This is a genomic window from Allorhizocola rhizosphaerae (assembly GCF_003426775.1).
In the GTDB taxonomy this organism is placed as follows: Bacteria; Actinomycetota; Actinomycetes; order Mycobacteriales; family Micromonosporaceae; genus Allorhizocola; species Allorhizocola rhizosphaerae.
In genome coordinates this window covers 1-18,632 of record NZ_QJUG01000166.1, presented here as the reverse complement: position 1 = coordinate 18,632, position 18,632 = coordinate 1, and the positions used below count along the sequence as shown (strand labels likewise).

Annotated in this window: 16 protein-coding genes; 10 read left to right on the top strand and 6 right to left on the bottom strand. The window is 66.8% G+C overall.

What is annotated here, in order from left to right; translation table 11 throughout:
• Positions 1 to 673, top strand: a 673-nt coding sequence (locus DM816_RS29230) for a class F sortase (protein ID WP_162907952.1), incomplete at its 5' end; no start/stop codon positions are given.
• Positions 674 to 758: 85 nt separating this feature from the next.
• Positions 759 to 1,055 (top strand): hypothetical protein, encoded by a 297-nt coding sequence (locus DM816_RS29225; RefSeq protein WP_117213604.1) that lies wholly within the window; start codon positions 759 to 761, stop codon positions 1,053 to 1,055.
• A 298-nt stretch (positions 1,056 to 1,353) separates the two neighbouring features.
• Here the strand turns inward: DM816_RS29225 and DM816_RS29220 are convergent, their stop codons facing one another.
• Positions 1,354 to 1,854 carry a hypothetical protein gene (locus DM816_RS29220; RefSeq protein ID WP_162907951.1) on the bottom strand — a complete coding sequence of 167 codons (501 nt, stop codon included), beginning with the start codon at positions 1,852 to 1,854 and terminating at the stop codon, positions 1,354 to 1,356.
• Between the two features lie 376 nt (positions 1,855 to 2,230).
• Here DM816_RS29220 and DM816_RS29215 point away from each other — a divergent pair, with 376 nt between their 5' ends.
• Positions 2,231 to 2,470, top strand: coding sequence for a DUF6289 family protein (locus DM816_RS29215; RefSeq protein ID WP_117213602.1), 240 nt, complete (start codon positions 2,231 to 2,233; stop codon positions 2,468 to 2,470).
• A 178-nt stretch (positions 2,471 to 2,648) separates the two neighbouring features.
• Here DM816_RS29215 and DM816_RS29210 read toward each other — a convergent pair whose 3' ends face one another.
• Both DM816_RS29210 and DM816_RS29205 read right to left on the bottom strand, forming a co-directional pair.
• On the bottom strand, positions 2,649 to 3,803 hold the full coding sequence (locus DM816_RS29210; RefSeq protein WP_117213601.1) for a hypothetical protein: 1,155 nt from the start codon (positions 3,801 to 3,803) through the stop codon (positions 2,649 to 2,651).
• Positions 3,788 to 5,134 (bottom strand): hypothetical protein, encoded by a 1,347-nt coding sequence (locus DM816_RS29205; protein ID WP_117213600.1) that lies wholly within the window; start codon positions 5,132 to 5,134, stop codon positions 3,788 to 3,790. Before DM816_RS29205 ends, DM816_RS29210 begins: the two co-directional genes overlap by 16 nt.
• A 385-nt stretch (positions 5,135 to 5,519) precedes the next feature.
• Here DM816_RS29205 and DM816_RS29200 point away from each other — a divergent pair, with 385 nt between their 5' ends.
• The 4 genes from DM816_RS29200 (at position 5,520) to DM816_RS29185 (ending at position 8,240) form a co-directional block, all read left to right on the top strand.
• Complete coding sequence (locus DM816_RS29200; protein ID WP_117213599.1) at positions 5,520 to 6,245, top strand: sensor histidine kinase; 726 nt, start codon at positions 5,520 to 5,522, stop codon at positions 6,243 to 6,245.
• A complete protein-coding gene (locus tag DM816_RS29195) occupies positions 6,242 to 6,895 on the top strand; it encodes a response regulator transcription factor (protein WP_117213598.1) in 654 nt (217 codons plus the stop codon). The genes DM816_RS29200 and DM816_RS29195 overlap by 4 nt, the downstream gene beginning before the upstream one ends.
• 141 nt (positions 6,896 to 7,036) lie before the next feature.
• A complete protein-coding gene (locus tag DM816_RS29190) occupies positions 7,037 to 7,471 on the top strand; it encodes a hypothetical protein (RefSeq protein ID WP_117213597.1) in 435 nt (144 codons plus the stop codon).
• Positions 7,472 to 7,544: 73 nt separating this feature from the next.
• The gene (locus DM816_RS29185; RefSeq protein ID WP_117213596.1) at positions 7,545 to 8,240 is read left to right on the top strand and encodes a class I SAM-dependent DNA methyltransferase; all 696 of its coding nucleotides are present in this window, start codon (positions 7,545 to 7,547) and stop codon (positions 8,238 to 8,240) included.
• Between the two features lie 136 nt (positions 8,241 to 8,376).
• On the opposite strand, the gene lysX is transcribed toward DM816_RS29185, so the two are convergent.
• Entirely contained in the window at positions 8,377 to 11,553 is a 3,177-nt protein-coding gene (lysX, locus tag DM816_RS29180) for a bifunctional lysylphosphatidylglycerol synthetase/lysine--tRNA ligase LysX (RefSeq protein WP_117213607.1), read from the bottom strand.
• Between lysX and DM816_RS29175 the strand changes: the two genes are divergently transcribed.
• Together DM816_RS29175 and DM816_RS29170 are read left to right on the top strand one after the other, a co-directional pair.
• Positions 11,444 to 12,019 (top strand): ASCH domain-containing protein, encoded by a 576-nt coding sequence (locus DM816_RS29175; protein WP_117213595.1) that lies wholly within the window; start codon positions 11,444 to 11,446, stop codon positions 12,017 to 12,019. The two genes, lysX and DM816_RS29175, sit on opposite strands and share 110 nt — an antisense overlap.
• 9 nt (positions 12,020 to 12,028) lie before the next feature.
• Complete coding sequence (locus DM816_RS29170; protein WP_425455286.1) at positions 12,029 to 14,182, top strand: transglycosylase domain-containing protein; 2,154 nt, start codon at positions 12,029 to 12,031, stop codon at positions 14,180 to 14,182.
• A gap of 17 nt (positions 14,183 to 14,199) precedes the next feature.
• On the opposite strand, the gene DM816_RS29165 is transcribed toward DM816_RS29170, so the two are convergent.
• Positions 14,200 to 16,200 (bottom strand): putative bifunctional diguanylate cyclase/phosphodiesterase, encoded by a 2,001-nt coding sequence (locus DM816_RS29165; protein ID WP_246002387.1) that lies wholly within the window; start codon positions 16,198 to 16,200, stop codon positions 14,200 to 14,202.
• Between the two features lie 200 nt (positions 16,201 to 16,400).
• Here DM816_RS29165 and DM816_RS29160 point away from each other — a divergent pair, with 200 nt between their 5' ends.
• A complete protein-coding gene (locus DM816_RS29160) occupies positions 16,401 to 17,765 on the top strand; it encodes an alpha/beta hydrolase (protein ID WP_117213594.1) in 1,365 nt (454 codons plus the stop codon).
• Between the two features lie 232 nt (positions 17,766 to 17,997).
• Here the strand turns inward: DM816_RS29160 and DM816_RS29155 are convergent, their stop codons facing one another.
• Positions 17,998 to 18,435: a methylated-DNA--[protein]-cysteine S-methyltransferase gene (locus DM816_RS29155; protein ID WP_117213593.1), complete on the bottom strand. Its 438-nt coding sequence runs from the start codon at positions 18,433 to 18,435 to the stop codon at positions 17,998 to 18,000.
• Between the last annotated feature and the right edge of the window lie 197 nt (positions 18,436 to 18,632).

Below are 18,632 nucleotides of genomic sequence, written 5' to 3'. Positions count from 1 at the left end.
GTGGGTGGGGGTCGTGGGGGTGTGTGGGGTGGTGATGGTGGTGATTGGTGGGGTGACTCAGCCGCCTCGTCCACCGCAGCCCCAGCTTCGGCACGCGCCGCTGCACGTGGCCGGTGCGGTGCCTCTCCGGAGTCCGGTCGTGTCAGTGCCGCCATCGCCGGGTGGGGAAGTGGACGCCAACGATCCCAAGCCGGTGAAGCTTCGCAGGCAGCGGTTGGCCCACTCGGAGCCCGTCCGGCTGGAGATCCCGGCCATAGGCGTGAACACTGAGCTTCTCTCCCTCGGTGTGGCCGCCAACCACGAGATCGCCGTGCCTCCGCACGACCGTGCCGAGCTCGCCAGCTGGTACAACCTCGGCCCGACCCCGGGCGAGTTGGGCAGCGCGGTCATCGTCGGGCACGTCGACTCCGAGCGCATCGGGCCGGCCGTGTTCTTCAACCTGGGCCGGCTCCAGCGCGGCGATGCCATCCACGTTCACCGCCGCGACGGCACCCGCCCACGGTTCATTGTGGACAGTGTGCAGTCGTACCCGAAGGCCGGCTTCCCCACCGACCTGGTCTACGGCGGCAATGACCGCGCCCTGCTCAGGCTGGTCACGTGTGGCGGCGATTTCGACAGGAAGAGCCGGAACTATCTGTCCAATGTCGTGGTCTTCGCCAATTATGCGCCCTAGCCGTGAGCCGGCTGTGCGCCCTGGCCGTGAGCCGGCTGTGCGCCCTGGCCGTGAGCCGGCTGTGCGCCCTGGCCGTGAGCCGGCTGTGCGCCCCGGCCGCGACTGGCTGCGGATCCGGAAGCTGCCCAGCCGCAGTCTCCTGTTCGACCTCGGGCTCGCCCTGCTCCTCACCCCGTACCTGCTGATCACCGCCGCTCTGGTCAACTTCCCGTTCGAGGAGCCGCTGTGGGTCTATGTGGTGGAAGGGCTCGCGGTCGCGATCCGTCGCGTGTGGACGGTCGCCGCCGCGGCCATGATGTTCGTCGTTTCGGGCGTCGCCGAGGTCACCAATCTGGAGGATCTTCATGATGATCTTCGAATCGCCGGGCCGCTTCGCCGATGACGACCGGCTACGGCGTCGACAACATCGCGCGCAGGTGTGTCCGGTGAGCCTTGCCCGCCTCAATGCCCACAACGTTCTGCTCCTGCTCCGGGCGGGCGAAGGCCACGCCGACCTTTACCGCACCGCGATAGCCGGACCGTCCGGCCAGCTCCGAGACTTCCTCGTCGGGCGGGTGCGCTACATCCCTCGCGGATCCCTTGGAGCGACTACGAATTCGAGTTGCTCGGGATGACCGGCTGGCTTGACGGCCAGCGCGTCGGGTTCGCTCGCCGCGACGGCGGCAACTCCGGCTGGTCGATCACCGAGGAGACCCCCGACGGCGAGCTGCGCCAGCGGCGAGCAGGGCCGAAATCGCCGCACCGTTCGAATGGCCGGTGGCAACCGTGCGGCGCGGTCGCCCGATGTTCGCCTCGAACCAGTCCAGCAACGCGATCTGGTCCTGCAGCGCGTCCTTCATCGCGAAGCCGGTGACGCCCTTGAAGTTCGAAGCGGCGAGAGCGTAGCCGTTGTCCAGCAGCCACGCCTCGGTCCGGGACCGGTCCGGCGGCCGGTTAGAAAGCCAGATCCCGCCGGGCGGCGGGAACCCGACCGGCCAGTTGCCATGGCTGAACAGCACCAGGGTGCCATTCCACCGCCGTGGCGTCTCGACCCTGAAGTCAGCCCCGTCGATGGTGCCCGTGTAGGTGTGGCGCCCCGTGGCGACCGCCACGGCTGGTGCCACCGCGTTGGCCGGCGACCCGCTGACCAGCAACCCGATCAGCAGCCCGGCCATTGCCAAGCCGCGTAATCCTCGACGCATTTCATGCCTCCTCTCCCTTGAAGGAGATCCCTTTCACGGTATCCGCTCCCTTTGGGCCGGTGGCTGCGAACACCACGGACCACGCTGAAGCATGGTCGAAGTAAACCAGTCGGCGCTTTCAATCCGGTTCCATCCGACTGATCGGCCTCCGGGGTCGTGGCCCTGTCCGCGGCGAAACGGTTCAGAATTGATACAGGGAGCGATATCCGATCAGACCGTCCGTTGTGGACGCAGACCCGCTCGATTCAAGGCCGACACGGCCACATCATCACGCGGTAATACAGTCACGCACCACGGGATGCGCTTCACCGGTCAGACAGGCCCTGTCGCCGATCAGCCTGCTTGCCCTGTCATATCGAGACGCTATGATCTATCGATGACACCTATCACGCGCGGCCTGCTGGTGACATGCGCGGCCGCTGCCTTGGCGCTCACGGCGGCGACTCCGGCCGCGGCCATCCCACCGGCTGGCCCCAACCAGAGCGTCACCTTCACCTACTATTCGTCCGCAGCCAAGACCGTCGTCGTCGGCGGGTGGTCCTATGGGTACTGTGGCGAGCCTTTCGACTGGGGCCAACACACTCGATACTCGACCTACAAGATCACTAACTGCTGACGGCTGTCAATCCCGCTAACCGTGGACGCTTGGATCATGTGATGGAGGGCTTTCGGACCTCCATCATGTATTCCTCAACCTGAACCGGGTCCGTTACCTCGCGCTGTTCAAGGATCATCCAGCGATGCGGGCCGGGCACCGCCAACGCATGGGCTAACCTGCCCCCGGGGCGCGTAAATTATCGCGGGCACTCGGGCACAGCGCGGGCCAGCCATGCGACCACCTGCGGCGCGGGACGCGACATCCGACTGCCGTCGAACCCTGCCTCACCGGTGACGGCGAAAGGACCGAACGAGATCGTTCCCGCGCTTGCGCCCCTGGCGCGGTCTGCTTCGCTCCAATTCGCCCGGACCACGAGGTTGCGGACCACCAGCATGCGCGTGGTGATCACCGGGATCAGGCCGGGATTGCCGACCAGCCGGCCGTTGGAGACTCCGCCGGGCGCGAGGCCGGGAACGGTCCAGCCCGTAAGGTGGCACAGCTGTATGTGCATCCAAGGCCGTTGCAGACCGACCACCCGGTAGTCGAAGGAAAGCTCGAAACCCGTCCGTTCTGGGCTCGTAGCCGTGACCTGGCTAGCGACGTCGGTGGTTTTCCTATACACCTTCCAGTAGTCCTTTGGCTGCCTTCCCCTCCGCGGCTGCGGCCCCCCTCGTTCCTTGCGCATCCGCAACAGCATTTTTCGTTCAAACTCCTCCAAGTTCGGGTCGTCCTCGATATCAAATATCGGCTGCTCCTCCTCCACGGGAGGAGGCTGCGGTGCGGCGATCGCCGGAGCCAGCTCGGCCGGGATCTGGTCGAGCTGGCGCCACGCCAGGTCCGGTACCGTCTCTGGAATCACCACTGCCGGCGGAGGTGGCGGTGGAGCGGCATCATCGCCGCCGATCCGGAACGAGACGCTGCTCCATCCATCGGCGCTGAGCCAGTCTGTCGGTATCGCGAGCACCGGGTGAAACAGGTCGGGCAGACCGAAGCGCGACCGCCCCATCATCTCGAAGTCAGCCCGGTTCTCACTGACGATTCTGGCGACGGTAAGCGACGCGGGATCGTCAGCATTGCTCGCCACCGCACCTTCTATAACAACCTTCCACATATCGTCATATGCTCGGCCGGTGTCCTGGAATGAGGTGGCGGCCGCGGGGACGGCGTTGGCGAGGTCTGCGAGCGCCTCCGCTGATGCCGGATCGGCCATCGCCCCGAGCGCCGAGATGTCCTTTCCGGCAGGCTCGAGGATGACGATCGATGAGGATTCGTCGAGGCTGTCTGGCGGCGCCAGCAATTGGGCAAACTGCCCGTAAAGCTGCCCACCGGCTGAGGTCAGTTCGGCGGGCACGGTGGCACCTTGGTGCAAACCACCCCGAGCAGCTGAATGTCGGGAATGACAAATCCTTGGTCGGTGCGCTTGGCGCTGAACTTGTCGCTCGTGGAGCTGTGGCTGTAGTTGCCCGAAACAGAAAACGGCCCCCAACCCACGTTGGCCCCGCCGGAGGTGGCCTCGCTGATGCGCTCCGCGTCCTGGGCCGACCACTTCGCGCTCACATTGACATCGCGCACGATGACCAGCGCCGAGGGGATCATCGGCATGAGCGCGTCGGGTGCCCCCGAGATTCCCTTTGCGGTGGTGAGTGTTCCGACGCTCCAGTTTGGCAACTTGAACAGCGATGCGTCGATCCACTTTCGGTATATCGGGCAGATTCGCCAGCGGAACGACAGTCTGACATCGGTCGTTTCCTGAGACATGGCCTGGCGGCTGTCGGCGTGTGAGACGTTGCCGCCAAAGCTCCACAGCCCGACACTGACCTGTGCGCCGCCTCCCCATGAGGTGGCCTCCGTGGAGAACTCATGCTTGAAGTTGGCTTCCGAAAACGAGTACTGCGGCCAGGTCGCCGGATCGCCGCTGGCCCAATCGGAAGGGGAAATGTTGGTCCGATAGAACTCCTCGTTCAGTTCGTGCACCAGCTTGTAGGCGTTCAGGCGGAACTGCGCATCGGCGAATGCCCGGGCTACCTGGCCTTCGTTCAACGTGGCGAGTTGTGCCTTCGTCGACGCGATCTGGTCCCGCCCTGCGGCGCCCCAGTCGGCGAAGGCACGCTTGGGCCGCTGCAGTGCTTGGGCGCCGGTGATCGGCCACACCCGGCGCAGGTTCTCGTCGGCCTGGGCACTGGCCCACGTCGCCACGTAGGCCAGGTAGGCGTCCTGGTAGGCGTTGAAAGCCTTCTGCTCATCGTCGGCGAGGGTAGACGTCTTCTCGACCGTCTTGCCCTCTTCGTTGACAGCACGCTCGAACAGGACCTTCTTGAGCTCGTCGCGCTTCTTTTGCAGTTCCTCGGACGGCGGCGGCTCGGATACCACTACGAGGTTGACCATTTTCGAGTAGACATCTGACACCTTCTGGCCGGTCGGTGAATAGAGGTGGTTCGGCGCGACGATCTCGTCAGTCAGGGTGGCGATGTTGAATGCGGCAGCCATGCTGCCGTCGGTGTTCCCAGGAGTCCATGGGTTGCGGTAGTCGGCCGCGTTCAGCACCATCCCTCGCTGGGCCATGACGAACATATTGTGCTGGCTGTCGAATGCCGATGGCAATCCAGCGCCTGGATCGGCGCCGGTGATCACCTCGAACATCCGGTCGTACAAGGTCATGGCAATGCGATCGTCCAGTGGCATGGAAGCCTCCCACAATAGGAATTCAGTCATTGGCGGTGACCGGTGCGGGGCGCTGCTCACGCCGTCGGCCTGGCCCAATCCACTACTTAGGCGTCTATCCGAAGCCTAACAAGTAAGTGTGAGCCGCTCCCCAGAATCGCGCAGGATGTATGCCTCGCCGGTGTTATGCCGGCCACCAGGTCATCTGGATCCGGTGCTGTGCATGCTGTCCGTGCCGGAGTGCTCGACCGGGCCGCTGCCCACCTGATCGGCGAAACCCGCCTCGACGGACAGCCACTGTTGGCAGCCGCCCGACGGCCGGGGTCTCAGCGCCGCCGTCGGCCGTCGACACCGATCAGCGCAGGAGACTACGAGTGGCCGTCTATGCCATTACCCATGGGTTGGATTGTTCGGGCTCTACACCCGGCAGCGCCAAGATCTGATCAACAGTTTGCGCGCGCAGAGCGAGACCGTGCTGCGCCAGCGGTCACTGGAGGCCGAGCGGATCCGTGCCGACGAGCGCAGCCGGCTCGCCAACGAGATCCATGACGTGGTCGCGCACAGCGTGAGCCTGATGGTCGTGCACGCGGGCACGCTCAAGCTCGCCGCGACCGACGCGCGCACCCGCGACATCGCCGACCGGATCCGCAACGCCGGACGGATGGCGCTGGAGGAACTGCGCGACCTGGTCGGAGTGTTGCGCCGGGGCGACGTGGCACCGCTGAGCCCCGCGCCCAGCCTCGCCAATCTGGGCGGCCTGATTGAAGAGTCACGCACGGCCGGTACCCAGATCGAATTTATTGTGGAGGGTACGCCGCGAAAGGTGAGCGGAGCCGTCGAGCGCACCGCCTATCGGGTCGTGCAGGAGGCGCTCACCAACGCGCGCAAGCACGCGGCCGGCGCCCCGGTGCGGGTCGAGGTGATCTGGCAGCCGTCCTGTTTGGACGTCACCGTGCGCAACGGCCCACCGGTGCGGCCCGCGGCGCCGGAGTTCCCGCACAGCGGATACGGCCTGGAAAGTCTGCGGGAGCGGGTCAATCTGCTCTCGGGCGGGTTCAACTCCGGCCCCACGGACGAGGGCGGCTGGAGCGTCAATGCGTCACTGCCGACCGGAGGAGGCGGCCAACCATGATCCGAGTGGTGCTTGTGGACGATCAGCAGCTGATGCGCGGCGGGCTGCGCATGATGCTGGAGACCCAGCCGGATATCGCGGTGGTGGGCGAGGCCGGTAATGGGCGGGAGGCGGTCGAGCTGGTGCGCGCGGACCGGCCCGATGTCGTGCTCATGGACATCCGCATGCCGGGCATGGACGGGCTGACCGCGACGCGCGAGATCACCGAGCTGCCCCATCCGCCGAGGGTCATCGTGCTCACCACGTTTGGCGAGGAGGAGTACGTTTATCGCGCGCTCGCGGCCGGGGCGGTCGGGTTCCTGCTCAAGGACTCGCCGCCGGAGGATCTGGTGTCGGCCGTGCGCAAGGCCCACGAGGGGCTCGCCGTGCTCGACCCGGCCGTGACCGGCACCGTGATCGCCCGGTTCACCGATCCGGCCACGCGCGCCAGCTCCCGTGCCCGGGAACGGATCAAGGTGCTCACCGGGCGCGAGCTGGAGGTGCTGGCATGCCTCGGCGAGGGACTGTCCAATGCGGAGATTGGGACGCGGCTACACCTGAGTGAGACCACCGTCAAGAGTCACGTCTCCCGGGTCATGGACAAGCTTGAATGCGCCAACCGCACACAGGCCGCGATCCTCGCCTACGAATCCGGCATCGTCCCCCACTGAGCCCACGCCTTCTCGTGTCGATCATGAACCTGGTCCGTGTTCGACGGGGCGTCGCCACCGGTAGCTTCATGATCGACTCACCTCTTCTCCGGGGGCGTTCGATAAGTTTAGAATGTCGAACATAATTCGAACGGAGGGCACATGAAGCAATGGATTCGCCGGGCGCTCACCCACTTCGCCGCGGCCGTCCTCGGCGTCTCGGCATTGACCGTGGTCAGCGCCTCGCCGGCACAGGCCTTCGGCAATGAGACCTTCGGCTGCCGCGTCTCCCCAGGCACCGTGTTGACGTGGCGCAACCCGTGCACCAACAACCGGCCCGCCGCGACCTACAACGCGGGATTCAACCTGCTGAACCTGTCTGGCGACGGCTACACGTTCTCGTGGAGCATCAGCGGGGACGTCCTCTACATCGTCGCCGGGTGCACCTCGACCTCGTCGGGCTGCGGTGTCGCCACCCCGGGCGGCAGCTCCGACGGATTCGTCCACGTCACCGTCACCTACTCGCAGGGTGGGCAGACCGCGTCAAGGTCGGCAACGGCCATCATCAGAGGCTACTGCGGAGGCCAGCTCTGCTGACCCGCTTCTGCCGCCGGCGCCCAACGGGGGTCGGCGGCAGAGTCGTTCCCGGCCGCGCGACTACGATCCGCGGGTGACCGAACCGTCCTACCTGCGCGAGACCCGGGCCGCATACGACACCGTGGCCGGCGACTATGCCCGACTGCTGATCACGAAACCTCCGGAAACATCGCTGGACCTTGCGATGGTGGCGACGTTCGCCGAACTTGTGAAGGCCGCCGATGTCGGGCCGGTCGCCGACCTCGGCTGCGGACCAGGGCGCATGACAGCTCACCTGTCCTCACTCGGGTTGACCGCATTTGGCGTCGACCTGTCGCCCGAGATGGTGGCGGTGGCTCGCCGGACATATCCGGAGTTGCCATTCGACGAGGGGTCGATGACCGACTTGGACCTGGGCGACGGCGCGGTCGGTGGGGTCCTCGCCTGGTACTCCATCATTCATTTCCCAACGGAGATGCTGCCGGCGGTTTTCGCGGAGTTTCATCGGGTGCTGAGTCCGGGTGGCCATGTGCTGCTTGCCTTCCAGGTCGGCGATGAGCGTTTGCATCTCGAACAGGGTTACGGCCACGCGGTTTCGCTGCACGCCTACCGCAGACCGCCCGGCCTGGTCGCCGAGTTGCTGAGCGAGGCCGGGATGGACGTGCGCGCCCGACTGCTGCGCGAACCGGAAGGGCTGGAGAAGGTCCCGCAAGCGTGCGTGCTTGCCCGCAAACCCGTGCCTGTTGACCACGAAGTTGGTGCGGCGACACACCGTCGAACATGGACTTGAGTTCATGACCGATGAAAAGGGCGGAGCCGCCGGGACCCGGCTCCGCCCTTCATTCCCGGGTGTCGGATAGACGTCCGTATCTTCGTTGCGGTGGGTGCGAACGCGGCTTGTGGCGCAGCATGGCGTGGATGACGGCCTAGCGCGGGCGCACCAACGGGAACGGCAGCGTCTCGCGGATGGTCTTGCCGGTGAGCAGCATGACGAGCCGGTCGACGCCGATGCCGAGCCCACCCGTGGGGGGCATGGCATATTCGAGCGCCTCCAGGAAGTCCTCGTCGAGCTCCATGGCCTCCGGGTCACCGCCGGCCGCCTTCAGCGATTGGGCGGTGAGGCGTGCCCGTTGTTCGAGCGGGTCGATGAGCTCGGAGTAGGCCGTGCCCAGCTCGGTGCCGAACGCCACCAGGTCCCAGCGTTCGGCCAGCCGCGGGTCGTCGCGGTGCTCACGGGTCAGCGGTGACACGTCGGTCGGAAAGTCCTTGTAGAACGTCGGTGCCAGGGTGGCGTGCTCCACCAACCGCTCGTACAGCTCCAGGATCATCTCTCCCCGACCCCAGTCGGGGTTGTATGGAATGTCTTTTTGAGAAGCCAGCTTGCGCAGCATCTCGACAGGCGTGGATGGGGTGACCGGCTCGCCGAGCGCGCGCGAGATGGCCTCGTGCACGGAAACGACCGGCCAATCGCCGCCGAGGTCGTGTTCCACGCGGACAAACTCGGAGGCGGCGAGCGCGGCGGTTTGGATCAGCGTGCGCGCCAGTTCGAGCATCGTCATGTAGTCGGCATACGCGTGGTAGGCCTCCAGCATCGTGAACTCGGGATTGTGCTTGAACGACACGCCCTCGTTGCGAAACGTGCGCCCCAGTTCGAACACCCGCTCCACCCCGCCCACGCAGAGCCGCTTCAGATACAGCTCGGGTGCGATCCGCAGATACAGGCGCATGTCGTAAACGTTGATGTGCGTGACGAACGGGCGCGCGTTGGCACCCCCGTGGATCGGTTGCAGCATGGGCGTTTCGACTTCGAGGAAGCCGTGCCCGTGCAACGTCTGGCGCAGCGAGTGGACGACCGCGCTGCGCGCCTTGAGCAGGTCCCGCGATGCCGGGGACATGATGAGGTCCAGATAGCGCTGCCTGACGCGAGCCTCCGGATCGGTCAGCCCGCGATGCTTGTTGGGCAACGGCTGCAGGCATTTCGCGGTGAGCTCCCAGTCGTCGGCGAACACCGAGATCTCGCCCTTGTCGGTGCCACCGACCACTCCGGACACTCCAATGTGATCACCGATGTCGACGTCCAAACTGGACGCCACGATCTGGATGTCTCCCGACCAGTCCCGCAGCGTAGCGAACACGATCCGGCCGTGGTCGCGCAGCAGCATCACCCGCCCGGCGACCGCGACCCGCTGCCCAGCCATCGCGCGGGCTTGCAGGCACGTGTGGGTGCGCGGATAACCGACGGGATAAGCGCGCGCCTTCGCCATGCGCACGCGCACCTGTTCCGGACGCTCTAACGAAGACGAAGGCGCAGGTCGCTCCTCGACGATCGGGAGGGCCAGATCGGACGGTGGCGGCGCGGGCGTGAGCTGACCGCGCCGCCATGGCAACACCAGGAACCCCTCCGCGATCGCGGCCGCAAGACCGATCGTGGCGAGTTCCCGGCGCTCACCGAAGCAGAGGAACCTTGGGGCCCAACGGGGTTGGTATTTCATATTCGAGCGGTACAGCGATTCGAGCTGCCACCAACGGGACAAGAACAGCAGCAGGTGCCGCCACGCCCGCTTGACGGGCCCGGCCCCGATGCGTGCGCCCTCCTCGAACGCCGACCGGAACACCGCGAAGTTCAGCGAGATCCGCTCCACGCCGAGCCGCGGCGCCTCCTTCACCAGCGACGCGACCATAAACTCCATCAACCCGTTGTCGGCGTCGCGGTCACGGCGCATGAGGTCAAGCGAGAGGCCCTTGCGCCCCCACGGCACAAACGACAGGATCGCCGCTGGTTTCCCTTGCGCATCAAGCGCTTCGACCAGCACGCACTGACCGTCCCACGGATCGTCCAGTCGCGACAGAGCCATGGAGAAGCCGCGTTCGGCGTCGGTGTCGCGCCAAACATCCGCCAGCCGCGCCGCTTCCTTCATTTCCTCATCCGGTACGGAGCTGTGCCTGCGGATGCGGGCCGTGTAACCGAGGCGTTCGATGCGGCGCACGGCCTGCCGCACCGGCCGCATGTCCCGCCCGTCCAACTCGAAGTCGCGCACCTCCAGCACGGCCTCGTCGCCGAGCTCGATCACCTTGAGCCCGTGCCGGGAGTAGGCGTATGCACCCTCCTCCGACGCGCCCATCACGGCGGGCCGCCAGCCGAACGAGCGCGAATAGGCCAGCCACGCCTCGATGGCCGGCCCCCACGACTCGGGCTCGCCGATCGGGTCGGCGCTGGCTAAGCCCACGCCCGCGACGGCACGATAGGTCACCGCGGCCTTGCCATTGGGCGCGAACACGACCGACTTGTCGCGCCGGGTGGCGAAGTAGCCCAGCGAGTCGCGCTCTCCGTACTCGGCCAGCAGCTGGCGCACCCGCACCTCCTCGTCCGGGTGAAGCACGGCCTGCTGTCGCTGCGTGCGGAACAGGGTGTAGGCGGAGGCGAGCAGGGTCGTGGCGCCCGCGAGGCCGAGCAGGAAGTTGCCCCAGCGATGGCCGTGCGTGCCGTAGCCGCCGAAGAACTTGCCCACGCTCTGCCCGAACTCGTTGGGCGCCAAGAGGAACGCGATCCCGAGGAAAACCGCCGACAGGAGCACGAACACGCCGATCGCCTTGGGTAGGCTGGCCCGCTGCACGCGGGCGTAGAACTCCTTGCGCGCCACCAGGAGCGGGGCCAGCAGGGCAACCGTGATCACCAGGCTGGCGATGGTCATGGTTTCCGGTCTCGGGAACAGCAGGATGACGTCGGCGACGAGCTGGAGCCCGAAGTACGCCAGCATGATCCACCAGGCGACGCGCTTGCGCCGGGCCGTGGCCGCCGCGAGCAGGCCGACGAACGCGGCATAGGCGAGGTTGGGCGGGGCCGGGACGATGATGGCGTCGATGAACCGGCGCACCGGTTGGGTCCCGTGGCCGAGGCGCAGCGAGGCCAGCGCGCATAGGATCGCCACTGCCGTCAGGAAGGCGGCGAAGAACCGGGGAACCCATCGGTACACAGAAGGGATGATATTTGGAATGTTGATCCCTAACGCCGTACTTGCCGGGATTCGGGCGGGCGCGGTGACGCTCGCGTTCCGCAGGTGGGAGCGCCCGCGTGTCCTGCCCGGCACGAAGATGCGGACCATGATCGGCCTGGTGGAGATCACCTCCGTGGATGCGATCGCCTTGAGGGATCTGACCGCGGGCGAGGCCAAAGCGGCCGGATTCGCGACGCTGGCCGAGCTGCGCGCCTTCCTGGCTGGGCGGGACAAGGGCCGGGTGTTCCGGATCGGGCTGCGGCACGCGGGCGCCGACCCGCGCATCGAGCTACGGGAGTCAACTGATATCGATGGTGTCGCGGAACGGGTGCGAGCCATGGGCCCGTGGGCGGAGCAGTTTCTGCGCATGATCGCCGAGCAGCCGGGCGTGCGGGCGCCCGACCTCGCCGCGAGCATCGGGTGGGAGCGGGACAGGTTCAAGCGCTACGTGCGCCGGCTCAAGGAGCTGGGCCTGACCGAGAGCCTGGAAGTGGGCTATCGGGTGTCGCCACGCGGCAAAGCCGTACTCAGAAAAATTCGCATTTCAGACGCAAAGGCGAACGGGCCTCGATAACGTCGCTGTGTGGCACGATTCACGACAAATGCACTGCATGCGCTCCAGCGCGCCCCGCACATCCTCCGCCTCGGACTGGTCGGGGGCATCGTGATGAGCCTGATCGCGTTGCCGTTCGCGTTCGCCGGGGGCAAGGCGGTCAAGGCCGGCTCCCAGTTCTTCCTCGACATGGAGAGCATGCTCAAGGAGGTCCCGGCGGGCCAGACGTCTTACGTCTACGCGAGCGACGGCGTCACACCGATCACGATGTTCTATGAGGAGTACCGCAAGTACATCCCGTTGAGCGAGACCGCGCCGGTCGTGCAGCAGGCCATCATCGCCGCCGAGGACGAGCGGTACCGGATGCACAGGGGCGTCGACTTCAAGGGCATCGCGCGGGCCTTCGTGGCCAACCAGACGGCCGGTCAGGTGTCGCAGGGCGCCTCGACGCTGACGATGCAGTATGTGCGCATGGCCCTGCGCGACAGCGCCACCAGCCCGCGCCACGTCATCGAGGCCACCGAACAGACCACCATGCGCAAGGCCCGCGAGATCCGCCTTGCCCTGGAACTGGAGAAGCGACTGTCCAAAGAGGAGATCCTGGAGCGGTACCTGAACGTCTCCTACTTCGGGCACCGGGCCTACGGGATCTTCGCCGCCGCACAAATCTTCTTTTCGAAGCTGCCCGCTGAGCTGAACCTGGTGGAGGCCGCCACGCTGGCCGGGCTCGTCAAGGCGCCCAGCGCCTATGACCCGGCCTCACACGACTCGGCGGCCGCCAAGCATCGGCGCGACTGGGTGCTGCAGCAAATGGGAGACCTCGGCTTCGTCGCGGCGGAGGAGGTGCAAGCGGCAAAGGAAGAACCGTTGACGCTCAACGTGTATGAGCCGCCCAACGACTGCATCTCGGTGAACCCCGACTACAACAACTGGGGCTTCTTTTGCGACTTCTTCAAGAACTGGTGGATGCGCCAGCCCGCGTTCGGGAACAACCCGCAGGAACGGCTGGACCTGTTGCGGCGCGGCGGTTTCCAGATCGTCACGACACTGGACCCGTGGCTACAGGCCACCGCGATGGAGCGGGTGACCGCCAAGGAGCGAATCGGCAACCCGTTCGCGCACGGGTTGGTGGCCGTGCAGCCCGGGACGGGGCAGGTGCACGCGATGGCCGTGAATCGGGTCTACTCGATGGACCAGTCCGCGAACGGGCCGCACACGGACTGGAACAAGCGATACGAGATTCCCGGCAACTACCCGAACACGGTCAACCCGTTGTTGGGTGGTGGCACGCTGCCCGGATATCAGGCCGGCTCGACGTTCAAGTACTTCGTGTTGATGGCCGCGCTGGACGCGGGATTCTCGCCGCACACGTCGTTTTATGCGCCCATGCGGTTGGTGTCGCAGTACCCGGGGACGCCCGGTGAGCGGAGCACGTGCGGCACGCAGTGGTGCCCGATGAACGCGAGCGGGGGCATGACGGGCACACAGAACATGTGGACGGGGTACGGCAAGTCGGTGAACACGTATTTCGTCCAGTTGGAGCAGGCGGTCGGGGCAGACGCGGCCGTGCGCATGGCCGAACGGCTCGGACTGCGGTGGCGGTCGGAGACCGACATCATGATGGCCTCGCCGGAGCGGGCGGCCGGCTGGGGCTCGTTCACGCTGGGCGTGGCCGACACCACGCCGCTGGAAATGGCCACCGCTTATGCGACCGCCGCGGCGGATGGGCTGTTCTGCGAGGCGATACCGGTCAAGTCCATCACCAAACCGGACGGGACGCCGCTGACGTACAAGGATGCGGATGGCACGATTCGCAATGGCGCCGATCCCCGGTGCCGGCAGGAGGTCGACCCGTCGGTGGCCCGCACGGCCACGGACGCGGGCCGGTGCGTCACGTCCTACGGCGCGGCCGGAAACGGTTGCGGCGGCTGGTCCACGGCGCCCGGTGTCGCGGGCCAGGTCGGGCACCCGGTGGCGGGCAAGACGGGGACGACGGACGACAACCGGGCCGCATGGTTCATCGGCTACACGCCGCAGCTCGCGGTGGCCAGCTTCGTCGCCGACCCCGACAACCCGTTCAACTCAGTGGGCGAGGGCAACGCCTGGAAGCCCATCACGTCCGCCGCCGAAATCCTGCGCGACGCCTGGACCCACGACGGCCCCCAATACTTCGCCTATCCATGATCGGCGCATGGACCGCTTCACGCATGGCTCCCGAGACTCGCGGTCGGGGTGCGGTCGGGGGCGCGGGTGCCGCCGGGGACGGGTGGGGTGGCTGTGCTGAGCCAACCGGGCACCTGGTCGACGGTCAGCGTGCGCGAGTAGAACCAGCCCTGTGCCACGTCGCAGCCCGCCAAGTGAAGCAGCCGCCACGCCGGCTCGTCCTCCACGCCCTCGGCGACCACGCGCAGCCCCAGCGCGCCGGCCAGCTCGATGATGGAGCGCACGATCGCGCGATCATCCGAATCGGACACCATGCCCTGCACGAACGAGCGGTCGATTTTGACCTCGGTCAGCGGCAGCCGGCGCAAATGTTGCATGGAGCTGTATCCGGTACCGAAATCATCCAACGCAATTCCAATGCCCAGGCGATGCAGGTCGTTGAGCGTGGTGAGCACCCGGTGCGGGTCGGCCATCAGAGCGCTTTCGGTGATTTCGAGCTGCAGCCGGTGGGGCGACACGCCGTGCTTGCGCAGCAGCCGCTCGATCAGTTGCACGACCTCGGAGTTGTGCAGATCGCGCACTGACACGTTGACCGCGATGCGCGGCACGCTCGCCCACGCCGCCAGGTGCGCGACCGCCTGCTCCAGCACCCACTTGGTGAGCAAACGCATGACCGGGCTCGGCTCGGCCAGCCGGATGATTTCCTCGGGCACGATTTCGCCGCGGGTCGGGTGATGCCAGCGCAGCAGCGCTTCGATGCCGACCACTTCGCCCGTGCTGACCTGGATTTGCGGTTGGTACACAAGCGACAGTCCACCGTGGTCGGACCGGCCCAGTGCCCGGCGCAGATCGCCCAGCAGGCCAAGGCATGCGGGCGAGGTTGTGTCGACTCCGGGGCTGTACACGGCGACGCCTGCACCGCGCTGCTTCGCCGAATACATTGCCACGTCAGCATGCCTGAACAGGGTGGCGAAGTCCGTGCCGTGCTCCGGGTACATCGCTATGCCGATCGATCCGCTGACGTCAAGCGGCAACCCGTCCAGCACGACCGGCGCGATCAGCGACTCCTCGATGCGCTGGGCCACCGCCCGAGCCTCCGCCGGATCGCTCAAACGCTTTGCCACGACGGCGAATTCGTCCCCGCCGAGCCGGGCCACGAGGTCGCCGGGGCGGGTGCGGACCGTGTTGGCGAGCCGGTCCCCGACCGCGATCAGGAGCCGGTCGCCGACCTCGTGCCCGAGCACGTCGTTGACCCGCTTGAACCGATCGAGGTCGATCACCATGAGCGCGAAGCCCCGCTCCGGATCGCCCTGCACGGCCAGGTGCGAGTGGTTGGCCGCGGCCCCGGTGACCTCGGCGACCAGTGCCTTGCGGTTGGCCAGGCCGGTGAGCGGGTCCACATTGGCCAGATGGCGCTGCTGCGCGGTCATGATGGCCAAGCGCCGCACGGCGATCAGCGGTAGCAGAAAGGCGAGCAGGAACTCCGGCCGGCGCTGCGCGTTCATCATCACGGCCGGGGCGAGCATGAGCAGTGCACCGGTCGTCATCGCCTCGGCGGCCAGCGGGCCGAGCACCATCGGCCACCACGCCACGCGGTCGCGGAAGTAGATGGCCAGCGCGGTGGTCAGATATTTCGCGGCAAACCAGGCCACCGCCGCGAGGACGATGGCCGGCATGCGGTAGTTGGCGTTGAATTCGAGCACGCTGAGGTAGACCAGGTGGCCAAGGCCGATGGCGCACGCATATTGCCCCATGTTGAAGATCGCCCGCCAGGCCGCGTGCCGCAGCCGCCACGACGAGACGATCACCGCCAGGCACTGCACGATCACCGCCGGGGCCGTGCCATAGATGAGCATGATGGCAAACGTGAAGCAGATGGACGGGAAGATGGCTGCGGTGTTCCACTTGCCGGGCAGCGTGACCGGGCGCGCGTCGGCCAGCACGGCGAACGCCGCCATGATCCAAAAGCCCTGGTTGACCCGGCCCAGCGTTGGCAGGCCCGAGAAGTCGCTGACCGTAAGCGCAATGGCCAGAGCCATCACGGAAAGGGCATATATCGCGAAGGCGCGTCTTCGCCCGGCGGGCACACGATTTCGCACCATCTGCTGCGCCAGTGTTGTGGCCACCATGGGCACCCTCCACGTGGTCTAGCCGCGGGACGTGCGGTGAGTCACACTACTGTATGCCGCAATTACGGTTCCGACACGCTCCACGACCGAGTCGCGGGATGATCTAGCATATGGGCTATAAGGCGGTTTTGTATGCGATGACCGTTGCCCTGCTGTTCGGGTGCGCGCCGGTGCGCGCGCAATCCGAGCTCGGCTGGGCACCCTGTGACCACATCTTCGAGTGCACCAAAATCACCGCGCCGCTGAGCCATCGGCAGCCGGACGGGCCGGTCATCCAGCTCGCGGTCAAGCGCCTGCCGGCACGCGGGGAGGCGATCGGCACGCTCGTCTTCGGCGTCGGCGGGCCGGGCGACGCGGGCACCGACCACATCCGGCGCCACGCGTCGGGCCTTGAGCCGTTGCGTGCCCGGTACCATATCGTCGGTTTTGATTATCGAGGGCTGGGCAACAGCACGCGGGTGCATTGCCTGAGCCCCCGGGAGCTCGACGATTACTACAGCTCCGAGCTCATCGGGCGTGAGGCACATGCCGCGACAACGCGATTCGTCGATGCCTGCGCGGCCAATTCGGGACCCTTTTTATCTTTTGTTGGTACCGATAACATCGCGCGCGATCTTGAAACCCTGCGTGTCGCGCTCGGCGAGGACCGGCTCAACTATTTTGGCTTCTCGTATGGGACCCGGGTCGGCCTAACGTATGCCGAACTGTACCCGGATCGGGTCGGTCATATGGTTCTTGACTCCATCGACAACCCTGTGGCAGCGCCCAACATCGATGTCGGCGACCAGCCGCCGGCCCGCACTCCCAACGAGGACAACGTCGCCCGGGTGGCGGATCCGGCCCGCGTCGATGCGCTGCTGGCTTCGCTTCAGGCGCAGCCGAGGCGGGCCGGCGACGGCCGCATCGTCAACGCCACCGTCGCCCGCACGGCCCTGTTCCAGGCGACCAAGCCGCCGCTGAAGCCGTTCCCGGTCGACGACATCGATGCGATCCAGATCCTCGCGGACAAGCACAACGGGCGCGAACGGGACGGCACGTACGACCACAACAAAGCGATATACGTCGCTGTCACGTGCCTGACCGGCGATCCGGACGCGGGCGTGCCCGACCGGGCCAAGGCGTTGGAGCGCATCGACCGCGTGGCGGCGAAGGCCGCGGCGAGCGCGCCCTACTTCGGGGCGTGGCTGACGTACCGGTCCTCGCTGTGCGAGATCTGGCCCGCGGCGCCCACGTTCCGGCCGCATCGGGTGCGCGCGCCGGGGATCGGACCCATCCTGCTGCTCAACAACTCGGGCGACAGGATAACGACGGCGCAGGAGGCGAAGGAGGTCGAGCAGGAGCTCGACAACGCCGTCCTCGTCGTGCGCAAGTCCGACGAGCACGGCGCATTCATGCGCGGCGACCGGTGCGTCGACACCATCGTCATCGAGTACCTCTTCAACAATCGACTGCCCAAAGAGGACACTCGCTGCTAAGCACCTGCTGAGAATTGTTGTCCGTAACTCCGGTGGATAGTCCTGGGCTGACCTGGCCCCGGTCGCCGATGTTGCGGACAAGGCTTTTGGCGACCTGCTTAGCCGACGGCATCGTGCATCACCGGGCCGAGGGTGTCCGGCCACGGGGCTTCGTGCCCGAGGCGGATCGCCCGATCGCGGGCAATCGGCAGCAGCCGCACGAGCTCCGGGCTCTCCCGGCCCGTCGGCGGTGTCACAGCAGGGCCGGCGCGAGCGCGCCCTCGATCGTGAGCAGGCGCAGTTTGCGCTCGACTCCGCCCGCGTAGCCGGTCAGTGAGCCGTTCGCGCCGATGACGCGGTGGCACGGGCGCACGATCAGGAGTGGATTGGCACCAACGGCCGCGGCCACGGCACGGATCCGATCCCGTGGCGCGCCAACGGTTTGCGCCAGTTCGCCGTACGTCATCGTTGTGCCATAGGGTATTTCGTCCAGTGCCGCCCACACGCGACGCTGAAACTCCGTGCCGCGCGGCCTCAGCGTGAGCTCGAACTCGCGCCGCTCGCCCGCGAAATACTCCTCCAGCTGCCGCACGGCCTCACCGAACGCGTCGTGCCCTTCGGGCCGCGCCGCGAACGACACCGAAGTCAGCGCTCCGCCGACGCCCGCCAGCGCCAATTCGTCAACCTTCATGCCCCAATACAACACCCGTCAGAGCCCGATTCCTCGCGGGTTTCGGACTTCTCGCCAGCACGTTCTCTTCAGCGCGATCCGGCACAGCCGCGCGGGCGGCCCGGCCGGGTTTGCGCCGTCCAACATGGACGTAAGTTCATGATCAACCGGAAGGGGTGGGGGAAGGGGCTGGGGTGGTGGGGGGTTCGACGGTGTGG